17 protein-coding genes are annotated in these 22,171 nt (G+C 70.3%); 11 read left to right on the top strand and 6 right to left on the bottom strand.

The window, feature by feature from the left end:
• Positions 1 to 36: 36 nt before the first annotated feature.
• Together MMSR116_RS28185 and MMSR116_RS28180 are read right to left on the bottom strand one after the other, a co-directional pair.
• A complete protein-coding gene (locus tag MMSR116_RS28185; RefSeq protein WP_010684228.1) occupies positions 37 to 261 on the bottom strand; it encodes a hypothetical protein in 225 nt (74 codons plus the stop codon).
• Positions 262 to 842: 581 nt separating this feature from the next.
• Positions 843 to 1,325, bottom strand: coding sequence for a nucleoside deaminase (locus MMSR116_RS28180; protein WP_010684227.1), 483 nt, complete (start codon positions 1,323 to 1,325; stop codon positions 843 to 845).
• 1,001 nt (positions 1,326 to 2,326) lie between these two features.
• Here MMSR116_RS28180 and MMSR116_RS28175 point away from each other — a divergent pair.
• From MMSR116_RS28175 to MMSR116_RS28145, 7 genes are all read left to right on the top strand, one after another.
• Positions 2,327 to 3,250 carry an antibiotic biosynthesis monooxygenase gene (locus MMSR116_RS28175; RefSeq protein ID WP_244625551.1) on the top strand — a complete coding sequence of 308 codons (924 nt, stop codon included), beginning with the start codon at positions 2,327 to 2,329 and terminating at the stop codon, positions 3,248 to 3,250.
• A 1,019-nt stretch (positions 3,251 to 4,269) separates the two neighbouring features.
• A complete protein-coding gene (locus MMSR116_RS28170; RefSeq protein ID WP_010684225.1) occupies positions 4,270 to 5,166 on the top strand; it encodes a LysR substrate-binding domain-containing protein in 897 nt (298 codons plus the stop codon).
• 268 nt (positions 5,167 to 5,434) lie between these two features.
• A complete protein-coding gene (locus MMSR116_RS28165) occupies positions 5,435 to 6,184 on the top strand; it encodes an SDR family NAD(P)-dependent oxidoreductase (RefSeq protein ID WP_010684224.1) in 750 nt (249 codons plus the stop codon).
• Between the two features lie 17 nt (positions 6,185 to 6,201).
• Entirely contained in the window at positions 6,202 to 7,062 is an 861-nt protein-coding gene (locus MMSR116_RS28160) for a transketolase (RefSeq protein ID WP_010684223.1), read from the top strand.
• The gene (locus MMSR116_RS28155; RefSeq protein ID WP_010684222.1) at positions 7,059 to 8,078 is read left to right on the top strand and encodes a transketolase family protein; all 1,020 of its coding nucleotides are present in this window, start codon (positions 7,059 to 7,061) and stop codon (positions 8,076 to 8,078) included. Before MMSR116_RS28160 ends, MMSR116_RS28155 begins: the two co-directional genes overlap by 4 nt.
• Before the next feature lie 177 nt (positions 8,079 to 8,255).
• A complete protein-coding gene (locus MMSR116_RS28150) occupies positions 8,256 to 9,272 on the top strand; it encodes a TRAP transporter substrate-binding protein (RefSeq protein ID WP_010684221.1) in 1,017 nt (338 codons plus the stop codon).
• 10 nt (positions 9,273 to 9,282) lie between these two features.
• Positions 9,283 to 11,169: a TRAP transporter large permease subunit gene (locus MMSR116_RS28145; RefSeq protein ID WP_010684220.1), complete on the top strand. Its 1,887-nt coding sequence runs from the start codon at positions 9,283 to 9,285 to the stop codon at positions 11,167 to 11,169.
• Positions 11,170 to 11,215: 46 nt separating this feature from the next.
• On the opposite strand, the gene MMSR116_RS28140 is transcribed toward MMSR116_RS28145, so the two are convergent.
• A complete protein-coding gene (locus MMSR116_RS28140; RefSeq protein WP_010684219.1) occupies positions 11,216 to 12,094 on the bottom strand; it encodes an SDR family oxidoreductase in 879 nt (292 codons plus the stop codon).
• A 118-nt stretch (positions 12,095 to 12,212) separates the two neighbouring features.
• On the opposite strand from MMSR116_RS28140, the gene MMSR116_RS28135 reads away from it, so the two are divergent.
• Positions 12,213 to 13,106, top strand: a complete 894-nt coding sequence (locus tag MMSR116_RS28135) for a LysR family transcriptional regulator (RefSeq protein WP_039893329.1) — start codon at positions 12,213 to 12,215, stop codon at positions 13,104 to 13,106.
• A gap of 124 nt (positions 13,107 to 13,230) precedes the next feature.
• Here MMSR116_RS28135 and MMSR116_RS28130 read toward each other — a convergent pair whose 3' ends face one another.
• The 3 genes from MMSR116_RS28130 to MMSR116_RS28120 form a co-directional block, all read right to left on the bottom strand.
• Complete coding sequence (locus MMSR116_RS28130; protein ID WP_039893328.1) at positions 13,231 to 15,273, bottom strand: YgiQ family radical SAM protein; 2,043 nt, start codon at positions 15,271 to 15,273, stop codon at positions 13,231 to 13,233.
• A gap of 181 nt (positions 15,274 to 15,454) precedes the next feature.
• Complete coding sequence (locus tag MMSR116_RS28125; RefSeq protein WP_039893325.1) at positions 15,455 to 15,778, bottom strand: hypothetical protein; 324 nt, start codon at positions 15,776 to 15,778, stop codon at positions 15,455 to 15,457.
• A 3-nt stretch (positions 15,779 to 15,781) separates the two neighbouring features.
• Complete coding sequence (locus tag MMSR116_RS28120; protein WP_039893324.1) at positions 15,782 to 17,008, bottom strand: efflux RND transporter periplasmic adaptor subunit; 1,227 nt, start codon at positions 17,006 to 17,008, stop codon at positions 15,782 to 15,784.
• Positions 17,009 to 17,122: 114 nt separating this feature from the next.
• Between MMSR116_RS28120 and MMSR116_RS28115 the strand changes: the two genes are divergently transcribed.
• The 3 genes from MMSR116_RS28115 (at position 17,123) to MMSR116_RS28105 (ending at position 22,106) form a co-directional block, all read left to right on the top strand.
• A complete protein-coding gene (locus tag MMSR116_RS28115) occupies positions 17,123 to 20,287 on the top strand; it encodes an efflux RND transporter permease subunit (protein WP_039893321.1) in 3,165 nt (1,054 codons plus the stop codon).
• A gap of 70 nt (positions 20,288 to 20,357) precedes the next feature.
• Positions 20,358 to 21,605: a DUF2254 domain-containing protein gene (locus MMSR116_RS28110; RefSeq protein WP_010684215.1), complete on the top strand. Its 1,248-nt coding sequence runs from the start codon at positions 20,358 to 20,360 to the stop codon at positions 21,603 to 21,605.
• A gap of 159 nt (positions 21,606 to 21,764) precedes the next feature.
• Positions 21,765 to 22,106, top strand: a complete 342-nt coding sequence (locus MMSR116_RS28105; protein WP_010684214.1) for a hypothetical protein — start codon at positions 21,765 to 21,767, stop codon at positions 22,104 to 22,106.
• The last annotated feature ends 65 nt before the right edge of the window (positions 22,107 to 22,171 follow it).

The following is a 22,171-nucleotide window of genomic DNA, read 5'->3' as shown; positions in this document are numbered from 1 at the left end:
CGAGCGCGTCCGGGTCCCGGCGTCACGATCCCGGCGTCACACGACTTCGATGGGCGCGTGCTTGCCGTCGTGGGCGGTGCCCGCCTCGAGGCTCTGAGTCTCCGACGCGCGCCCCTGATCCCGCTGCGGCGGCGGATAGTCTGTCAGCGGGCGCCAGGGCGTGGCATCGGCGCCCAGCCGGACGCCCTTGGGCCGCTGCGACATCCAGATCGCGACGGCCATCCAGGGAACGACGAAGAAAACGAAGGCGGCAAGCCCCACGGCGATCCTCCACAGACGCGTTGACGCGAGGGAACGTCCGAGCGGCCCCGCGGGATCCGGGCCGCCGCGCGGCGGCGTAACGCTGCGCGCATGGAACGGGCCATGTGCTTCTGCGAGCCCGGATCGTAGCGTCCGCAGAGGATCGTCAACAGGAACGGGGAGGTGGCCGACGGCTCCTTCAGCCACAGCGGCAGCATGGCATCCAGCAGCGCGCCGGGGCTTGGGTTGGTGAGACGCCCCCACCCTCGACCGGATGTCCTCCGCGAAGTGGGCTGGCACCAAATTCGGCCGCCCCGGATCGCAACCTTCATCCGTTGGCACGGGTAAAGGCCACCGCGGCGATCACGTCATCCTCGCGCGGCCTGGACGACCGTCCGCGGCGCCCGCTCGGAGATCCATCTGTTCCACAGCTCTCCGTGGAGCGCCTCCAGGATCTCCGGATTGCCCGGACCGATCACCGGGCCGCTGCGTGTGCCCGCCAGAGATCGAATCTCCCTCGGTCGCACCACGCAGGCGAGAATCCCGCCCGGGCGGGATCGCCAGCGCGCTTCCGGCCGGCGGCCATGTCGCGGGCGCTCCTCTCAGTAGGGGACGCGATCCGCCTTCTGCGCGTACTTCTTCCAGACCTCGACGGCCTCTTCGCGCATGATCTGCTGAGTCGAGATCGAACGCTCCCCGACATCCTTCTTGAGCTCGGCGTAGATCATGCTGTCATCGAAGCCGCCGTATTCCAGAGCATCTTCGACCTGCGCGGCGTAGTAAATCCGCTTGATCCCGGCCCAGTATGCCGCGGCCATGCACATGGGGCACGGCTCCGCGCTGGTGTAGAGCGTCGCATCGCGGAGCTTGAAGCTGCCCTGCGCCTTGCAGGCCTTGCGGATCGCCTCGATCTCCCCGTGCCAGGTCGGGTCGTTTTCCGCCACCACCCGGTTGGCGCCTTCCGCGATGATCTGTCCGTCCTGCACGATCACGCAGCCGAACACGCCGCCGGCACTGTCCACCAGGGAGGTCCGCTCGGACAGGGCGATCGCCCGAGCCATGAATTCTTCGTGCTTGTCAGCCATGTGACCCTCTACGCGGCAGGCCCAGTCGATCGAATGTATTCAAGAGCCGCACACAGTCGATCGTCGACCTTGCGCTGCACGCGCATCCCGTCAGCCGGATGAGATTTCACACACCTTGACCAGCGACTGCATGTCTGCACGTCCACATCAGGAAGAGATTGGACCGGGACGCCTCGCGACGAGATAGGCATGGCCATAGAACGCTCGTCAACACCCCCTCCGCCATGACTGAAACCGGAAAATAAAAATACCACCGACAGCAATATCTCCGAGCCAACCAGCGAGTTTAACCCGGCGGAAGGTCGAATCCGCGACGGACCTATCAGACATCACCGCCGAAACGGTGGTTGCACACGGCCGGTCCGGAGGTCTTCGACACGCAGGAACAGGAAAGATTCTTTCCCGCCGACACGGGTGACAGCGCCGGCATCCGCCCTTGCGGCCGAGGCGGCTGGTCGCACCGTGGATCGTGACGCGGACCGGGGACTCATTGATTTGGTTGTCGCCTTGTCTCATGGCACCGGCGTACAAACCGGTTCACGGCGAAACATCCACCCATCTCGATTGTAGAGTTCGGCATTGCCGGCTTCCGCCCGCGATCACCTCACGGAGCGATATGCTTGGCGCGGCGATGAGCATTCACACTTTCATCAATCGCGCCACTCGATAATCTCTTGACCGACATTCGACGTCCCAGGCTTACAGACTCGGACGCAGCCGCGTCGCCGGTCGAACGGCGGAGGGATCATGCACCTGCAGTCCTCGATGTCTCCGCTGCGCACGGACGGAGATGTTGCGCCCTTCGAAGCTCGTCGATGTCCCGGCACCCGCCCCGCTGGACCGAGGCTGCAGGTCCGCGGGGATCGCGATCGCCGGAGCGGGGGGATGGGCGGGCACGACGTCGATGACGGCCCGTCGACCGCTCCGTCCTGGCAGGCACCCCGAGTCGCGCGACGGACGCGCCTCCGTCCATGAACGGGACAACGACGTCGGTCAGTATCGTGACCCAGACGACCATCCACCCGGAGAGCGCCGACGCCTTCGCCCGGTGGCAGGCCGGGACCCACGCGGTCGTCGCGTCGTTCCCGGGCTTCATCGAGCAGCAGCTGATGCCGCCGCGGCCGCCCCTGCAGGCGGATTGGGTGATCCTCCAGCGCTTCGCCACCCTGGAGCACGCCAAGGCGTGGCTCGCCTCTCCCGAGCGGCAGGCCCGCATCGCCGGGACTGCGCCGATGCTGGTGGGCCGCGACGACGTCCACATCGTCAACGACAGGGCCAGCGCGGCCCGGACCGTGCCGGTCAGCGCTGTGATCAGCACCCGCGTGAAGCCCGGGATGGAAGCGGCCTATCTGGGATGGGAGCAGAAGATGGCCGCCGCGCAATCGAAGGCGCGCGGCCTGCAGGGCTACCGGTTCGAACCGGCCGTTCCGGGCGTGCAGGAGGATTTCGTCGCGATCCTGCGGTTCGACAGCGACGCCAATCTCCAGGCTTGGCTCGCCTCCCCCCAGCGCCGCGCGCTGATCGCGGAGGCGGCGCCGCTCACCGCGGAGTTCCACACCCGGACGGTCCAGAGCGGCTTCGAGCAGTGGTTCCGCGAGGTCGCACCGGCCGGCGCCGCGCCGGCCGCGTGGAAGATGAACATGATCGTCGTGCTGACGCTCTACCCGACCGTGTTCCTGTGGGGGCTCCTCGTCGGCACGCCGATTCTCGCCCAAACCCTGAAGCTGGATTTTCCGATCGCGCTGTTCGTCGGCAACGTCTTCAGCGTGCTCCTCACCTCCCGAATGGTGCCCTGGGCCGCGAAGCGACTCAGCTGGTGGCTCTCCCCGGATCCGGAGCGACGCGCCCGAATCGACCTGCAGGGGGCGCTCCTTCTGGCCGCGGCCTACGCGATCATGATCCTGATCTTCTGGACGCTGCCGTGACCCTGCGAGGCGACGCCTGCGGGCTGGGCGTCCCGCGGTGCCGTCATGCGTGGCCGACCACCTGTGCTGAGAGCGAGCCCTATGGCTTGGATCAGTCTCGCTCGGCCCACAGATCGCACCGCGACAGGCCGAGGCGTCGGCGGAACCCGCGGTTGAACGTCAGGACATCGGTGAAGCCGCAGGCCTACGCGATCGGAGCGATCTTCAGCTTGCCGTCCCGTGGTGCTCTGAGACGCATCCGCACGCGATCGGGGCGCGATCTGCATTCCGTTCGCGTCGGCGACGCAGATGGCGCTTGGACCGACCCGCACACGCGGTCGTCATTCAGCCGGGCGATTGATCTATGTTAAGCGTCAAGCGCCGAGGCAGTCGATGGCGGCCTCGACGCGCCACGCCCGCCCGACGCTTCCTCCAGATGGTCTGGGCGGGCGTGGATGCCGTCTGACAAGACATCCCGCCCAGACGCGAAGACGGTGCCTGTGGGCAACAGCTCCGCGCGATCACGCATCGCTTTCCGATCGTGATTGTACGAAACTCGACACTTGCGCTCTATCCTGTCCCGCCGGGACGCTTCGAGGGGGAGCGACCGGCCTTCTGCGCCCGCCCGCTCGGCACCCAGCGATCGCGGGCGGGCGTGGATGCTGGCGAAGTCGTGAGATCTCATCTCTTCGCGCCCAGGTTAACCTCAGGCACCAGCTTCGCGCTGGCTCTCCACGCCCCTTCGGCGACTCTTCCCCCTCAGAGCGACGAGGGGGCGTGGATGCCCTGGCCGACGCAGCGCCGTGATCGACGAGTCCGTCGCAGGGACGTGCCGCGGGGCTTGAACGGACCGGCCGATTCGCATCGGATGGAGCCGCGCTGGTCGTTCCTGCAGGCCCCGGGAGATCTTCCCGAACGGCAGCGGGGCGGGCGCTGCTGGTCCGGACGGATCTCGTAACGGCCCACGGTTCAGGGCTCGACACGGCGGTGCGGGCAGCGGCAGTTGCCAAGACGCGCGCCCCTGCATCATCGTGGGTTGAATGCGCCCGCCCGTCCCGCTCTCCGCCGTCCGCACGTTCGAGGCCGCCGCGCGGCGGCGTTCGTTCAAGGATGCGGCGGGCGAGTTGAACCTGACGGCGAGTGCCGTCAGCCACGCCGTGCGCAAACTGGAACAGGCGCTCGGGGTGCTGCTGTTCGAGCGGGACAGCCACGGCATCGCCCTGACGGCGGCGGGCGAAGCGCTCCTCGACCACGTCAGCCGTGCCCTCGAGGAGATGAACCGCGGCTTCGACCTCGTGGCGACCCGCGCGCCGCAGCTGCTGCGCCTGCACTGCGCCCCGAGCTTCGCCGCGCAATGGCTGACGCCGCGGCTCGCCCGCTTCATGGCCGGACATCCCGATTTCGAGGTCCGGCTCGCCGCCGGCATGGACTATGCCCGCTTCATCACGGACGAGTTCGACGCCGACATCGTGTACGGGCCGCCGCGCGGCGAAGGGCTCGTCGTCATGCCGCTCGGCCAGGAGACGGTGACGCCTCTGTGCGATCCGACGCGGGCTGCCGGCATCCGCGAGCCGGCCGACCTCCTCCGCCAGCCGCTGATCCAGAGCGACAACAAGCGCGTGCGCTGGCCGGTCTGGTTCGAGCGCAACGACCTGCGCGCGCCCCCGCCCTCCGGGCTGCGGTTCGACCGCAGCTTCCTGGCCATCACGGCCGCCGCCGACGGCCTGGGGGTGGCGCTCGAATCGACGTTGCTGGCCGAGCGGGAACTCGCGAGCGGGCGCCTCGTGGCTCCCCTCGCCGAGAACGCCACCAATGTCCGCTACAACGGGCACCATCTCGTGTTCCCGAGCGTGACGCGGCGGCGGACGCCGTTGCGCGTCTTCGCGCGCTGGCTCGCCGACGAACTCGGCGTCGCGCTGCCGCCCGAGATCCGCTGACGACGCGCCGGCGCGCCGCCGGATGAATTCTGTTCATGCCGGGCTGAAATCTGCGCGTTTGCCGCATCGGCCCGTCTGCGGCACCGTCAGCGCAACGAGATGAGAGGAAACGATCCGGAGCCGGCCGAACCCGTCGCGGGTCGCAGCCAGGTGAACGGGCCTCATGCCGGGCCGGTCGTGCCGCCCGCGCAGAGCGCTTCGATCTCCCGTCTCGGAACAGGCCGAGCGCCGGAACGGCTTCAGCCTCCGGCGCACGAGGGAGACGACCATGCTTCTGAAGGACAAAGTCTGCGTGATCACCGGCGCCGCCTCGGCGCGCGGCATCGGCAAGGCCACCGCCCGGGTGTTCGCGGCGCAAGGCGGCCGCGTGGTCATCCTCGACCTCGAGGCCGGTCAGGCCGAGGCGGCGGCCCGCGAGATCGGCCCCGGGCATCTCGGCCTCGCCTGCGACGTCACCGACCGGAAAGCCTGCCAGGCGGCCGCCGACGAGGTGGTCGCGCAGACCGGCCGCATCGACGTCCTCGTCAACAATGCCGGCATCACCCAGCCCCTGAAGCTGATGGAGATCGCGGCGGCCGACTACGAGGCCGTCACCGACGTGAACCTGCGCGGCACCCTCTACATGAGCCAGGCGGTGATCCCGGCCATGCGGACCCAGCGCGCAGGCTCGATCGTCTGCATGTCCTCGGTCTCGGCCCAGCGCGGCGGCGGCATCTTCGGCGGCCCGCACTACAGCGCCGCCAAGGCGGGCGTGCTCGGCCTCGCCAAGGCGATGGCGCGGGAATGCGGGGCGGACGGGATCCGGGTGAATTCGGTGACGCCCGGCCTGATTCAGACCGACATCACCGGCGGCAAGCTCACCGACGACCTGCGCGCCGAGATCATCAAGGCGATTCCGCTGGGCCGTCTCGGCGTCGCGGAGGACGTCGCGAATGCCTGCCTGTTCCTCGCCAGCGACCTGTCGGCCTACCTCACCGGCACGGTCATCGACGTCAACGGCGGCATGCTGATCCACTGAGCGGAGAGATCGGACCCATGGACACCCTCGTCGATACGCGACCCCGCGAGCGCGCGAACGTGTCGCTCGCCGACCGCGCCTACCGCATCCGCCGCAACGCCCTTCTGATGGGCGAGGTCCAGGGCCAGGGCTACATCGCCCAGGCGCTCGGCATCTCCGACGTGCTGGCGGTGAGCTACTTCCACGCCCTGACCTACCGTCCGGAGGATCCGGAATGGGAGGGCCGCGACCGCTTCCTGCTCTCGATCGGCCACTACGCCATCGCCCTCTACGCGGCGCTGATCGAGGCCGGCATCCTCCCCGAGGACGAACTGACGAGCTACGGCGGCGACGACAGCCGCCTGCCGATGTCCGGCATGGCCGCCTACACGCCCGGCATGGAGATCACCGGCGGCTCGCTCGGCCACGGTCTCGGCATCGCCGTCGGGATGGCGCTCGGCCTCAAGCGGAAGGCGTCCAAGAGCTTCGTCTACAACCTGTTCTCCGACGGCGAACTCGACGAAGGTTCGACCTGGGAGGCGGCCATGTCGGCGTCGAGCTTCGGCCTCGACAACCTGATCGGCCTCGTCGACGTCAACGGCATGCAGGCCGACGGGCCGTCCCGCGGCGTCCTGAACTTCGAGCCGCTGGCGCCGAAATTCGAGGCGTTCGGCTGGTTCGTCCAGCGCGTCGACGGCAACAACATCGACGCGCTCGTGCGGGCCTTCGACACCGCCCGCGCCCATGACGGCCGCTGCCCGCGCCTCGTGGTCTGCGACACGAAGATGGCCAAGGGCGTGCCCTTCCTGGAGGAGCGCGAGCGCAATCACTTCCTGCGGGTCGAGCCGAGCGAATGGCGTCAGGCCCTGGCGGTTCTGGACGAGGGGAGGCTCCAGTGAGACGTTCGAAGTACGAGAAGCCCGCGCCGCGCGCGGGCGGCGGCGCCAAGACCTCGGCGATGATCGCCTCGCTGGCCGCCCCCGGCCAGCGGACCAAGCCGGCGCCCTTCGGGAACGCCCTGGTCGAACTGGCGAAGACGCGCCCCGACATCGTCGGACTGTCGGCGGACTTGGCCAAGTACACCGACCTGCACATCTTCGCGCAGGCCTATCCGGACCGGTTCTACCAGATGGGCATGGCCGAGCAGCTCCTGATGAGCGCGGCGGCCGGCCTCGCCCGCGAGGGGTTCACCCCCATCGCCACCACCTACGCGGTGTTCGCGGCGCGGCGGGCCTACGACTTCATCTGCCTCGCGATCGCCGAGGAGAACCTCAACGTCAAGATCGCCTGCGCCCTGCCGGGCCTGACCACCGGCTACGGCCCGAGCCACCAGGCCACCGAGGATCTCGCGATCTTCCGCGGCATGCCGAACCTGACGATCCTCGATCCCTGCGACGCCCACGAGTTGGAGCAGGTGGTGCCCGCCATGGTCGCGCATCACGGGCCGGTCTACCTGCGGCTGCTGCGCGGCAACGTTCCCCTCGTGCTGGACGAGTACGGCTACAGCTTCACGTGGGGCAAGGCCAAGACCATCCGCGACGGGCGCGACGTGCTGATCATTGCCTCGGGGCTGATGACCATGCGGGCGCTGGAGGTCGCGCAGGATCTGGAGCGCGACCGCGTCGACGTGGCGGTCCTGCACGTCCCGACCATCAAGCCGCTGGACGAGGAGACCATCCTGCGCGAGGTCGGTCGCGGCGGCCGGCTCGTCGTGGTGGCCGAGAACCACTCCGTGGTCGGCGGGCTCGGCGAGGCCGTGGCGGGGCTGCTCCTGCGCACGGGCACCGTGCCGCCGGGCTACCGCCAGGTCGGCCTGCCCGACGCGTTCCTCGACGCGGGCGCCCTGCCCACCCTGCACGACCGCTACGGGATCTCCAGCGAGGCCATGGCCCGCAGCATCCGCGGCTGGCTCTGAGCCACCCTGAAGCGGGACGTGCCTTCGGCCTGTCCCGTCGTCCAGCCCCATCCCACGAGCGCCACGGGCGGCGCACCATCCATCCGGCGAGGTCATCCGGCGAGACCGGGTGACGATCCCGACTGACCGCGAACGGCGGCGACCGGACGGCATGCCCGAACCACCAGGGAGTGAAACATGCCAGAGGCCTTCCTCAGCCGCCGCGGCCTCATCGCGGGCGCGGCCGCCCTTCCGCTGTTCGGCATCCTGACCCGGCGCGCCGAGGCCGCGGAGTTCGTCTACAAGCTCGCCACCGGCCAGGACCCGACCCATCCGGTCAACATCCGCGCGCAGCAGGCCGCCGAGCGCATCCGCGAGGCGACGAGCGGGCGCTTGGAGATCCGGCTGTTCCCCGCCAACCAGCTCGGAGGCGACACGGATCTGCTGGCCCAGGTCCGCAGCGGCGCCGTCGAGTTCCTGAACCTCGCCTCGTCGGTGCTGGCGACCTTTCTGCCGGTCGCGACCCTGCCGAATCTCGGCTTCGTCTTCCGGGACTATCCCAGCGTCTGGGCCGCCATGGACGGGCCGCTCGGCACCTACGTCCGCGAGCAGATCGGACACACGCCGGTCCTGACCGTGTCGAAGGTCTGGGACAACGGCTTCCGCCACATCACCGCCTCCACCCGCGAGATCCGCAGCCCGGACGATCTCCGCGGCTTCAAGATCCGCGTGCCGCAGGCGCCGATGCAGACCTCGCTGTTCCGGGCGCTGAGCGCGGGCGCCACACCGATCAACTTCAACGAACTCTACTCGGCCCTGCAGACCAAGGTGGTCGAGGGTCAGGAGAACCCGCTTCCGATCACCGCGACGACGCGGCTCTACGAGGTCCAGAAGAGCTGCAGCCTGACCGGCCACATCTGGGACGGCTACTGGATCCTCGGCAACAAGCGCGCCTGGCTGCGCCTGCCCGAGGCGCTGCGCGCCGTCGTCTCCCGCGAACTCGACCGATCGGCCGACGACGAGCGGGCCGACATCGTGGCGCTCAACGCCAACCTGCGCACGAGGCTCGCCGCCAAGGGCCTGAGCTTCATCGATCCCGACCGGGAGGCGTTCCGCGACGCCCTCGGGCAGACCGACTTCTACAGGGACTGGAAGGCCAAGCTCGGGGACGAGGCCTGGGCCCAGCTCGAAAGCGTCTCCGGAAAGCTCGTGTGAGGGGCCCGCCATGCAGCTCGATGCGCAACTTGACCTGACCCTTCCGTCCGCATCCCTGGAGACAGCGGCCGGTCCGTCCCGGCTCCGCGCCTTCGATCGCGCCCTCGGCCGGATGATCGAGATCCCGGCGGCGATCCTGGTCGGCCTGGAGATCGTGGTCCTGCTGGCCGGCGTCGTCAGCCGCTACCTTCTGCACCGGCCTCTGGTCTGGTCTGACGAATTGGCTTCGATCCTGTTCCTGTGGCTCGCCATGCTCGGCACGGTCATCGCCTACCGGCGCGGCGAGCACATGCGCATGACCGCCTTCGTCGGCATGGCCTCGCCCCGCGCCCGGGCCTTCCTCGAGACCCTGGCGATCGTCTCGGGCCTCGTCCTGGTCGGGCTGCTGCTCGAGCCGGCCGTCGAGTTCGCGATCGAGGAATCCTGGGTCCACACGCCGGCTCTCGATCTCGCCAACACCTGGCGCGCCGCCGCCCTGCCGGTCGGGTTCGCGCTGATGCTCGCGACGGCCGTCGTGCGGCTCGTGCAGGAGAGCGACTGGCGCCTGACCGGGGCGGCCCTCCTCCTCGGGGCCTGCGCCGCCGCCGGGCTCGCCGTCCTGTCGCCCACGCTCATCGGTCTGGGCAACCTGAACCTGATGGTCTTCTTCGTCCTCGGCGTCGGCGGCCTGGTGTTCTCCGGCGTGCCGATCGCCTTCGCCTTCGGCCTCTCGACCTTCGCCTACATCGCGCTGACCACCGACGCCCCGTCGATGGTGGTGGTCGGCCGCATGGACGAGGGCATGAGCCACCTGATCCTGCTGGCCGTGCCGCTGTTCGTGTTCCTCGGCCTGCTGATCGAGATGACCGGCATGGCCCGCGCCATGGTGGGCTTCCTGGCCAGCCTGCTCGGCCATGTCCGCGGCGGCCTGCACTACGTGCTGGTCGGCGCCATGTACCTCGTCTCCGGCATCTCCGGCTCCAAGGCCGCCGACATGGCCGCCGTCGCCCCCGTGCTGTTCCCCGAGATGAAGGCGCGGGGCGCCAAGGAGGGCGACCTCGTCGCTCTGCTCGCCACCACCGGCGCCCAGACCGAGACGATCCCGCCCTCGATCGTGCTGATCACCATCGGGTCGGTCACCGGCGTGTCGATCACCGCCCTGTTCACCGGCGGCCTCCTGCCCGGCCTCGTGCTCGCCCTCACCCTCTGCGCCCTGGTCTGGTGGCGCTACCGCCGCGAGGACCTGCGCCACGTGGCACGACCGTCGGGGCGGGTCATCGGCCGCGCCTTCCTGGTGGCGATCCCGGCGCTGGCGCTGCCCTTCGTGATCCGCTTCGCCGTGGTCGAGGGCATCGCCACCGCCACCGAGGTCTCCACCATCGGCATCGTCTACGCCGCGCTGGCCGGCCTGCTGATCTACCGCCAGTTCGACTGGCGGCGGCTCTACCCGATGCTGGTGACCACCGCGACCCTGTCGGGGGCGATCCTGCTGATCATCGGCGCGGCCACCGGCATGGCCTGGGCGCTGACCCAGTCCGGCTTCTCGCAGACGCTGGCCGAGGTCATGAAGGGCCTGCCCGGCGGCGCGCTCGGCTTCCTGTTCGTCTCGGCCGCCGCCTTCATCGTGCTGGGCTCGGTGCTGGAGGGCATCCCGGCCATCGTGCTGTTCGGCCCGCTGCTGTTCCCGATCGCCCGGGCGGTGGGCGTGCACGAGGTCCACTACGCCATGGTGGTGATCCTCGCCATGGGCATCGGCCTGTTCGCCCCGCCCTTCGGCGTCGGCTACTACGCCGCCTGCGCCATCAGCCGCATCCACCCCGACGCCGGCATGCGCCCCATCGTCGGCTACATCCTCGCCCTGCTGGTCGGACTGCTCGTCATCATCCTCGTCCCCTGGTTCTCCATCGGCTTTTTCTGAGGCGAGGCCTGCCGCGTCGCGACCCCGAGGCGGGCTCCGCCCGGGCTCAGGCCCCGCGCCACGCCCGGGCGACCTCGGCCGCGAAGTCGCGGTAGCCGCGCGGTCGGTGTCCGAGCAGGGCCGCGAAGCGCTCCACCTCGGCGGCCGTCGCCACGGCGCCGTCCTCCTGGTAGCGGCGCATCATGACCTTCAGGTCGTAGGCGAGCCATGCGGGGGCGAAGGCCCGCAGGCGCTCCTCCAGGGCGTCGAGGTCGTCGCCGCCGTAGCCCACCGGGCGCCCGAGAGTCTCGGCCCAGATCTCGGCCAGGGCCGGACCCGTCAGGGCGTCCGGCCCGACGAGGTCGTAGGTCTCGGCGGGCAGCGAGCCAGGCGCCCGCTCCCGGCGCAGGAGTTCGAGGGCCGCCGCCTCGGCGATGTCGCGGGTGTCGACCATCGAGACCCCGGCGGTCCCGAGCGGGACCCCGTAGACGCCAGCGCCGAGCAGAGGCTCCTTCTGGGCGAAGTCGTTCTGCATGAAATAGGCGGGGCGCAGCACCGTGGCCGGCAGGCGCAGGTCGGCGATCATCCGCTCGACCGCGTGCTTCCCGGTGAAATGCGGGGCATCGACATAGGCCTCTGCCTTGTAGACCGAGAGGTAGACGATCCCGCGCACGCCCGCCTCGCGGGCGAGGCTCAGGGTTGTGATCGCCTGGGTCAGTTCGTCCGGCACGTTGGCCACGAGCAGGAACAGGGTGTCGATGCCGGAGAGCGCCGCCCGCATGGCGTCGATATCGGCGGGATCACCGCGCACCGCATCGACACCGGTAGGGAACCGGGCCTTCTCGGGCGCGCGGGTCAGGGCGCGTACGGAGGCGCCGGCCAGTGCGAGGTGCTCGATGACCGCGGAGCCGATGCGGCCGGTGCTGCCCGTGACGAGGATGGTCATGTCGGTTCTCCTGAAGGGCGGTCCGGAGCGGGCCGCCGATGAACCGAAGATGCGCCGTTCCCTTCGCGAGCCATAGACGCCAAGATCGGGACTGGGTGTCTCGACTATGGAACGATGGATGGACCTCTCGGCGCTCACCGCCTTCAATCTCGTCGCCGCTCACGGCGGCTTCGGCCGGGCGGCGCGAGCCAGCGGCCGGCCGAAGGCGACGCTGTCGCGGCGCGTGGCCGAGCTCGAGGCGAGTCTCGGCACGCGGCTGATCGAGCGCGGCGCGCGCAGCCTGCGCCTCACCGAGGCGGGTGCCCTCCTGCATGCCCGCACCGGGCCGCTGCTCGCGGAGATCGCCGAGGTGGGCGCGGCGCTCGGCGGCGGCCTCGACCGGCCGCGCGGCCGCCTGCGGGTGAGCGCGCCGCTGCTTCTCTCAGACACGCAGCTGGGCCGCGTGGCCGCCACCTTCCTGCGGGCCTACCCCGAGGTGGACCTGGAGATCTGCGCCGAGGACCGCTTCGTCGATCCGGTCGAGGAGGATTTCGACGTCATCATCCGCGTGAACCCGAAGCCGGACGACCGCCTGGTCGGACGGTGCGTCCTGCGCGACGAACTCTGGCTGGTCGCCGCCCCCGATGCCCCGCGCCCCGCTCCGGCAGCGGAGGGCAAGCCGACGCCGCTGCCGGCGGTCGTGCGGTCGCTGCCGCGGCCGGGAGAGGCTTGGCATGTCCACGACGGACGCTCGCGCAGGTCCTACGTGCCGGCACCGGTCCTGCGCCTGACATCGCTGCCGACCGTGCGCGACGCCGTCGTGGCGGGCGCCGGGACGGCCCTGCTGCCGCGCTCCCTCGTCGGAGGGGACGTCGCGGCGGGCCGGCTGACCTGCTGGGGCTGGCGCGAGGGACCGCCGACGGAATTGTGGGCGCTGCACACGTCCCGACGGCTGGTCAGTCCGAAGGTGAAGGCCTTCGTGGCGCATCTCGCGGCTGAGTTGCAGGACGCCGCCGCGGCGCCGCCCCGATGATGGGAAGCCGTGGCCGCGCGCGATGCCCGTACGGATCGGCCTTCGCCTCGGGGCAGCCGCTCGCGCCTCGGGGCAGCCGCTCGAAAGCACCGCTTCCGTGACGCGCTTCGGACCCGCGGACCCGTCACTTGCGCAGCGGCACGCCCTTCGTGGTGAAGCGCTGGCCGCCGCCCGGACGGTACACCGGTCGCGGCTGGCCGCCCCCCCGGCCCGCCCCTGCGCCGGTCCCCGGCGGCTGCGAGAACGGCACGAGCTGGTCCGGCCGCGGCCCGATGAGGTCGGCGCGGCCCATCTCCCGCAGCGCCTCGCGCAGCAGGGGCCAGTTCTCGGGGTCGTGGTAGCGCAGGAACGCCTTGTGCAGCCGCCGCTGGCGCAGCCCTTTGATCGCCTCGACCGGCTCGCTGCCGCCGCGGCGCACGCCCCGCAGGGGGTTGATCTCGGTGTGGTACATCGCCGTGGCGGTCGCCATCGGCGAGGGCAGGAACGTCTGGACCTGGTCGGCGCGGTAGTTGTTCTTTTTCAGCCAGAGCGCGAGGTGCATCATGTCGGCGTCGGTCGTGCCCGGATGCGCCGCGATGAAGTACGGGATCAGGTAGTACTTCTTGCCCGCCTCCTTGGCGGCGGCGTCGAACATCTCCTTGAAGCGGTCGTAGGTGCCGATCCCCGGCTTCATCATCTTGTCGAGAGGGCCGCGCTCGGTGTGCTCGGGCGCGATCTTCAGGCGGCCGCCGACATGGTGGGTGACGAGCTCCTTGACGTATTCGGGGCTTCTCACCGCGAGGTCGTAGCGGACGCCCGAGGCGACCATCACCTTCTTGACGCCCTTCACCTCGCGGACCTTGCGGTAGAGCCGGATCAGGTCATCGTGCGAAGTGTTCAGGTTCGGGCAGATATCCGGGAAGACGCAGGAGGGCAGCCGGCACGCCGCCTCGATCTTCGGGTCCTTGCAGGCCATCCGGTACATGTTGGCGGTCGGCCCGCCGACATCGGAGATCACGCCCGTGAAGCCCGGGGTCTTGTCGCGGATCCGCTCGATCTCGCGCAGGATCGAGCCCTCCGAGCGGTTCTGGATGACGCGACCCTCGTGCTCCGTGATGGAGCAGAAGGTGCAGCCGCCGAAGCAGCCGCGCATGATCGTCACCGAGAACTTGATCATGTCCCAGGCGGGGATCTTCGCGTCGCCGTAGGACGGGTGGGGTGCGCGGGCGTAGGGCAGGTCGTAGACCGCGTCCATCTCGTCGCTGGTCAGCGGGATCGGCGGCGGGTTGAGCCACAGGTCGCGGTCGCCGTGGCGCTGGACGAGCGGGCGCGCGTTGCCGGGATTGGCCTCGCGGTGCAGGACGCGCGAGGCCCGGGCATAGGCCTCCTTGTCGTCCTTGACCTCGTCGTAGGCCGGCAGCCGGATCACGGTCTCGCCGGGCCGGCGGGTGGCGGCCTCGTCCGTCGAGTCGAGGTCGTCAGCGGGCAGCTCGGTGTAGTGTTCGGGCACGCGGCGGAACAGGGCGACGCCTCGGATCGCGTCGAGCTGGTGCGGCGCTTCGCCGGCCGCGAGGCGGTTCGCCACCTCGACCACGGCGCGCTCGGCGTTGCCGTAGATGAGGAGGTCCGCCTTGGCGTCTGCCAGGATCGAGCGGCGCACCTTGTCGGACCAGTAATCGTAGTGGGCGATCCGGCGCAGCGACGCCTCGATGCCGCCGAGCACGATGGGCACGTCCTTGAAGGCTTCGCGGCAGCGCTGCGTGTAGACGATGGTGCAGCGGTCGGGGCGCCGCCCGCCCTCGCCGCCGGCCGTGTAGGCGTCGTCGTGGCGCAGCCGCCGGTCCGCCGTGTAGCGGTTGACCATCGAATCGAGGTTGCCGCCGGTGACGCCGAAGAACAGCCTCGGCCTGCCGAGCGCCTTGAACGGCTCCGCCGAATGCCAGTCGGGCTGCGCGATGATGCCGACCCGGAAGCCCTGCGACTCGAGCAGCCGGCCGATGATGGCCATGCCGAAGCTCGGGTGGTCCACGTAGGCGTCACCCGTCACCAGCACGATGTCGCAGACCTCCCATCCGAGCGCCGCCATCTCGGCGCGACTCATCGGCAGGAACGGCGCCGCGCGTCCGGTGGACGGCGGCCTGCAGGCCAAGGGGGCCACGGTCTGTTCGGCGTAAGCTCGGGATTCCATGGATCCCTGCATAGGCCGCCGAGACCGCGATCTCAACGAATGGCAGGGTGGCGACGGGGTGGCGAGGCGCGAGCGCGTCTCGGAGCGGCCGTGCCTTGCCTCCGGCCTGCACCGGGCGCGGGCGCGCCGCCCCGGCCGCGGGACGGGACGCGGGCGCCGTTCCCGCCGGAAGACAGTTCATTCAGGGATCGCCCAGACCGAGCTGCGCCTTGTCGGTGAGCCGATCGTTGCGGAACGTCAGCGTGACGTTGGCGCCGTACGTGCCGCGCCCGGGCCAGGAATAGGTCGCGCGCGAGACCCGGCCGACGATCAGGTGCGACACGCGACGGCCGTCGCAGCCCAGACGCGCCCGCACCTGCCGGTGGGTCATCCCGGTCCTGAGGGCCGCGTAGCGCGCGGAATCGACGCGGCAGCCCGCCTTCGAGGCGGCCGCGTCGGTAGTCGGTGCGCCGAGGAGCGCCAGGACGAGCGCCAGGACGAGCGCGAGCGGGAGCGTGCGCCGCATCGGTCAGCCCGGCTCGCCCGCACCGCGGCCATCCGCGTTCGCCGGGGACTTGGATTTGGAATTGGACGGTCCGTCGGCCTCTGCGGACCGGATCTCCACCTTGAGATCCTGCCGCATGTCCTGAAGGTGATCCGTCACCACCCGCTCGCCGGCCTTGAGCCCGGCCAGGATCGCGGTGTCCTCGCCGAAGCTGTCGCCCGTCGTCACCGGCTTCTGGCGCACGACGCCCTGATCGTCGACCACGTAGACGATCTGCTGGGCGAGCCGGGCCGACAACGCGACCGTGGGGACGAGGAGCTTCTCCTCTGTGCCGGTCTTCACCCGTGCGCGGACGAACTGACCGGGCAGGAAGCGCTCGTCGGTGTTCGGCAGCAGCGCGCGCACGAGGCGTCGGGCGGTGCGGGGGTCGAACCGGTTGTCGAGCTGATAGACCTTGGCGTCACGCACGGGCTTGCCGGCTTCGTCCATTACCTCCACGGCCACGGGCCCGCTCTGCATCGCCTCGCGCAAAGCCTCGGAATCCTCGGAGGAGAGGGCCATCTGCACGTCGATCGGGTCGAGCTGCACCACGGTGACCAGCTCCGTCTGGTTCTCGATGACGAGGTCGCCGGGATTGATGATCGACAGGCTCGCCCGCCCGTCGAAGGGCGCGTTGACCACCGCGTAGTCGAGGTTGAGGTTCTGCCGGGCGATGGCGGCCTCGGCTCCTTGGACCTGCGCGGAGGCCGAGGCCGCGTTCGACTGGAGCTGCTGAAGGCGCTGCTCCGAGGCGTAGCCCTTGTCGGCCAGCGTGTCGGTGCGGCTCACCTCGGCCTGCGCGAACTGGAGCTGCGCCTTGGCCTGCGCCTCCTGCGCCTGGGCCTGGGCGAGCGCCACCTGGAACGGGCGGGGGTCGATCCGGAACAGCACCTGCCCCTTCTTCACGTGGCCGCCCGGCTCGAAGGGGCGCTCGGTGACGTTGCCGGTCACCCGCGCCTGCAGGGCCGCGTCCTGCTGCGCGATGATCGTCCCCGTGTAGGTGAAGCTGATCGGCACGGCCTCGGTCCGCGCCGCCGTTACCGTGACGGCGATCGGCGGCTCAGTCTCGGCGGTCTCCGACGGCCGGTCCGACCAGGGCAGCGCGCCCAACAGGGCGGACGGTTCCGGCCGGCCCATCGCGAACCAGCCGCCCGCGGCCAGGACCAGCGCGGCGCCACAACCGAGAAATCCGTACCGCACTCCCGCCCGCACGCCGACCGCTCCCCCGCTGCGGCGCACCGGGCGCCGGACCGGACGGGGAACACGCCAAACGCCGTCGCGTTGCACGCCCGGTCGTCGCGACCACCGATCCACCGTCGAGGTCCGATGTTCGCCCGCTTTGTCGACCGACCGGTCCTGGCGGCCGTCATCTCGGTTCTGATCACGCTGATCGGCGCCGTGGCCGGCCTGACCCTGCCGATCGCGCAGTTTCCCGAGATCGCGCCGCCGATCATCAACATCCAGGCGACCTATCCGGGCGCCAGCGCGCAGCAGGCCTACGACGCGGTCACGACCCCTCTCGAGCAGGAGATCAACGGCGCCCAGCACCTGCTCTACATCGCCTCGACCAGCAACACCGACGGCAGCGTCAACCTCGACGCGACCTTCGAGATCGGCTCCGACCTCGATGCCGCCGCCGCGGAGGTGCTGACCCGGGCGAACCGCGCGGAGGCGAAGCTCCCGGCCTCGGTGCGCGCGCAGGGACTGGAGATCCAGAAGAGCTCCCGCCAGCGGCTCGGCAACATCGTGCTCTACGCCGATCCGGGCGCCCCCTACGACGAGCTGTTCCTGGCCAACTGGGCCGAGACCCAGGTGATCAAGCCGCTCCGCCGCGTCGACGGCATGGGCCGGATCCAGAACTTCTCCCAGAAGCGCTACGCCATGCGCCTATGGCTCGACCCGGTGAAGATGGAGGCGCTCGCGATCAGCCCCGACGCGGTGATCCGCGCGGTGAGCCAGCAGAACGAGCAGATCACCACCGGCTCGCTGGGCAAGCCGCCGACCGACGGCAAGCCCACCGCCTTCGAACTCCAGGTCGTGACCCAGGGACGGCTGAGCCAGCCCCAGGAATTCGCCAACATCCTGCTGCGGGCCAATCCGGACGGTTCCGTGGTCCGGGTCCGGGACGTGGCGCGGGTGGAGCTCGGCTCGGAGCAGTACGGCGTGCGCTCCAGCTTCGACGGGCAGCCCTCGGCGACGCTCGGCCTCTACCAGACGCCCGGCGCCAACGCCGTCCACGTCATGGACGGGGTGAAGAGCACCATGGCCGAACTGGCGCAGCGCTTCCCGCCCGGGCTCAAGTACAAGATCGCCCTCGACCGGACCGAGTTCGTCCGGGAGGCGATCCGCGAGGTGGTTCACACCCTGTTCGAGGCGCTGATCCTCGTGGTCGTGGTCACCTACCTGTTCCTGCAGAACTGGCGGGCGACGCTGATCCCCTCCATCGCCGTGCCGGTGGCGCTGGTCGGGACCTTCGGGCCGATGGCGCTGCTCGGCTTCTCCTTCAACACCCTGAGCCTGCTCGGCATGGTGCTGGCGGTCGGCCTCGTGGTCGACGACGCGATCATCGTGGTCGAGAACACCGAGCGGCTGATGGACGAGGGCATGGAGCCGCGCCCGGCCGCCCGCGAGGCGGTGAACGAGGTCGCCGGCCCGGTGATCGCCACCACCCTGGTGCTGGCGGCCCTGTTCGTGCCGGTGGCCTTCATCCCGGGCCTCACCGGCCAGCTCTACAACCAGTTCGCCCTGACCATCGCGATCTCGGTGCTGATCTCCGCCGTCGTATCGCTCACCCTGACGCCGGCTCTGTGCGGCCTGATCCTCAAGCACCGTCCGGAGGGGGCCGGGGCGCACCGGAGCCGGTGGAAGGCGCCGCTGCGCTGGTTCAACCGGACGCTGGAGCGGGCCGCGGGCCTGCTCACCGCGATGATCGGGCGGCTCACCCGCCACATCGTGCTCGTCGGCCTCGCCTTCGCGGCCTTCGCGGCACTCACGGTGCTCCTCGTGATGCAGCGCCCGACCGGCTTCGTCCCCAACGAGGACCAGGGCTACTTCTTTGCCGACGTCGCCCTGCCGAAGGGGGCCGCGGTGGCGCGCACCGACCGGATGGTCGAGCGGCTCGGCCGGAGCCTGCGGGACATGCCGGAGGTCGATCACACGATCGGCGTCGTCGGGCGCAGCATCCTCGCCGACGCGGTTGCGCCGTTCTACGGGTTCCAGATCCCGGTCCTGAAGCCCTGGGGCGAGCGGGCGGCCTCGGCCGACGCCATCATCGCCCGCGTGCAGAAGGAATTCCGGCACGATCCGGACGGGAAGGTGCGGGTGGTCAACCCGTCGCCGCTGCCGGGGCTCGGCACCCGCAGCGGCCTGACGCTCGAGATCCAGGACCGCAGCGGCACCGGGGGCCTCAAGCTCGCCGAGGCGGCCCAGCGCTTCATCGACGAGCTGGAGAAGAGCCCCAACATCGCCCAGGCGCTGCCGACGACGAGCTACGGCGTCCCGCAGATCCGCCTGGAGATCGACCGGGCCAAGGCCGAGCAGCTCGGCGTGCCGCTTCAGAACCTGTTCGACGCGCTCGGGACCTATGTCGGGTCGAGCTTCGTCAATCTCTTCAACCGCTTCGGCTTCGTCTATCAGGTCTACGTGCAGAGCGAGGCCACGGGGCGGCGCACGATCCAGGATCTGGAGGCCCTGCCGGTCCTCAACAGCCGGGGCGAGCCAGTGCGGATCGGCTCCCTGGTGCGGGCGGAGTTCACCACCGGCCCCACCGCGGTCCTGTCCTACAACACCTATCCGGCCATCGAGGTGGCGATCGAGGTGGCCGCGAGCGCGAGTTCCGGAACGGTGCTCAAGCAGGTCGAGGCGCTGGCCAAGAGCCGCCTGCCCTCGGACTATGCCGTCGAATGGACCGACGTCGCCTACCAGGAGAAGGTCGCGGGCGGCTACGCGCCTCTGATCTTCGGCCTCGGCGTGCTGATGATCTTCCTGCTGCTCGCCGGGCAGTACGAGTCGCTGCGCCTGCCCTTCGTGATCCTGCTGGCGACGCCGATCGCGATCTTCGGGGCGATCGGCTTCCTGGCTTTGCGCGGGCTCGAACTCGACATCTTCGGCCAGATCGGGCTGCTGCTGCTCGTCGGGCTCGCCGCCAAGAACTCGATCCTGCTCGTCTCCTTCGCGGAGGATCTGCGCCGACAGGGCGAGGACGTCCTCAAGGCGGCCCAGGACGCGGCGCGCCTGCGCATGCGCCCGATCCTCATGACCTCCTTCGCGTTCATCACCGGCTCGATCCCGCTCGCCATCGCGAGCGGCGCCGGGGCGCATGCCCGCGTCTCCATGGGGACGGTGGTGATCGGCGGCCTCGTGGTGGCGACCTTCATCACCCTGTTCATCACCCCGACCTTCTACGTCGCCTTCGAGCGGCTGCTCGGACGCCGCGACGCTGCCGGTGAGACGCGATCCGGGCCGGAAGGCGCCGCGCAGCCGGCCGAGTAGCGGCGTTGGTCCGTCAGGAAGACGGCCGCGCCGGCCCCGGGATCGACGGCGAGGGGGAGCCGGTGCGGCCATGAAGACCGTCACGCCGCGCTGGCGGCTGATCCTGTCCCGAACCCTTCGCCAGGCCTGGGTCCGCGCCGCCCTCTACTGCGTCGGCGGCGTCCTGGCGGCCCTGGTGGCGTGGCGCTTCCAGTTTCACGTCGAGGAGAACTTCGCCCTCAGCGTCGGCGCCGACGCCGTCGGCAACGTCCTGAGCATCCTGGCCTCCTCGATGCTGACGGTGACGACCTTCTCGCTGACCGTGCTGGTGAGCGCCCTCGGTTCCGCCTCGTCGGGCGTGACCCCGCGCGCCACGACCCTGTGGAGCGAGGACCGGCGGGCCCACGACGCGCTCGCCACGTTCCTCGGCGCGTTCATGTTCTCGGTGGTCGGGATCATCGCCCTGTCGACCCGCCTCTACGGGCCGGGCGGTCGCCTCGTGCTGCTGGGTGCGACCGTGGTGGTCATCGGCCTGATCGTCGTCACGCTCCTGCGCTGGATGCAGCAGCTCACCCGCTTCGGACGGGTCGGCGAGACGATCCGGCTGGTCGAGCACGCGGCGGCGCAGGCCCTGCGCGCCCGGCGCGACCGGCCACATCTCGGCGGGATCCCCCCGGATCCGGCGCATCGCCACGCGCGGCCGGTCCTCTCGGACCGGATCGGCTACATCCAGCACGTCGACCTTTCGTCGCTGACGCGGGCGCTGGATGGCCGCGACGTGATGCTGGACGTGGCCGTGCTGCCCGGCGCCTTCGTCCACAAGGCCACGCCGCTCGCCTTCGTGGATCCGGATATGAAGGCAGACGCACTGGCCGCAATCCGCCGGGCCTTCCTGATCGCCGACGACCGCGCCTGGGAGCAGGATCCGCGCTTCGGGCTGTCGGTCCTCGCGGAGATCGGATCGAAGGCGCTTCCGCCGACGGCCGCCGATTACGGGACGGCCATCGCGGTCATCGGCGCCGGGTTGCGCGTGCTCTCGGAATGGGTTCCGGATCCGGACCGGCCGCCGCCTGAACCCGAGCATCCGCGCATCCGCGTCCCGGCCCTGTCGACGGAGGACCTGATCGCCGATTTCTTCCATCCGCTGGCCCGCGAGGGCGGCGGGATCGTGCAGGTCGGCGTGCGGCTGCAGAAGGTGCTGGCGGCCCTGCGGAGCCTGTCTCCTGAGCGCTTCTCCGTCGCGGCCGGGCGCGCCTCGATGCTGGTCACGGAACACGCGGACTTCGCCCTCCTGGTCCCATCCGAGAAGGCCGCCGTGGAGGCCCTGACGCTCCGCTGACACCGACAGGCGCGCCATAAACGCCTTCTCCCGCCTGCCGCCACGACGCTCCGGAACGCCCGCGCCGCAGCGCCAATCCGCGCCCGATCGGAACCGCCGATCCGCCGATCCATTGGGTCAACGAACAATCACCGGCTGGCTGCAAGGATGGATGGATCGATGGTCGGAACGCGCGCCCTTTCTGACAGAACCGCCCGGGTTTCCATGATCCGCGCGGCCATCGGTGCCAGCGCGCTGATCCTGCTCTCCGGGCCGGTGCTGGCTCAGTCGGCAGCAAGCCGGATCGACCAGCCGACGCCGGGCACGCTTCCTTCCGGTGTCGGCACCACGCAGGGCGGCGCTTCCCCAGCCGAGCGGTCGACCGGCTCCGTGTCGCCGCCGAGCGCCATCTCCGCGTCGACGGATGTCATGCAGGGCGGCAGCACCGGTTCCGAATCCAGCCGGGGCAAGGATGCGCGCACCAACCCGCTCGATCACCTCCCGCCGGAGTACAAGCGATAGATCGAACGCCCTCAGGCGGCGCGATCGCCCCCCGGCGCCCGCGCGGCACGAGGGGAGCCGCCGGA

This window comes from Methylobacterium mesophilicum SR1.6/6, from assembly GCF_000364445.2.
Taxonomy (GTDB): domain Bacteria; phylum Pseudomonadota; class Alphaproteobacteria; order Rhizobiales; family Beijerinckiaceae; genus Methylobacterium; species Methylobacterium mesophilicum_A.
The sequence above is the reverse complement of the archived record's forward strand: the minus strand, read 5'-3'. Positions and strand labels throughout refer to the sequence as shown.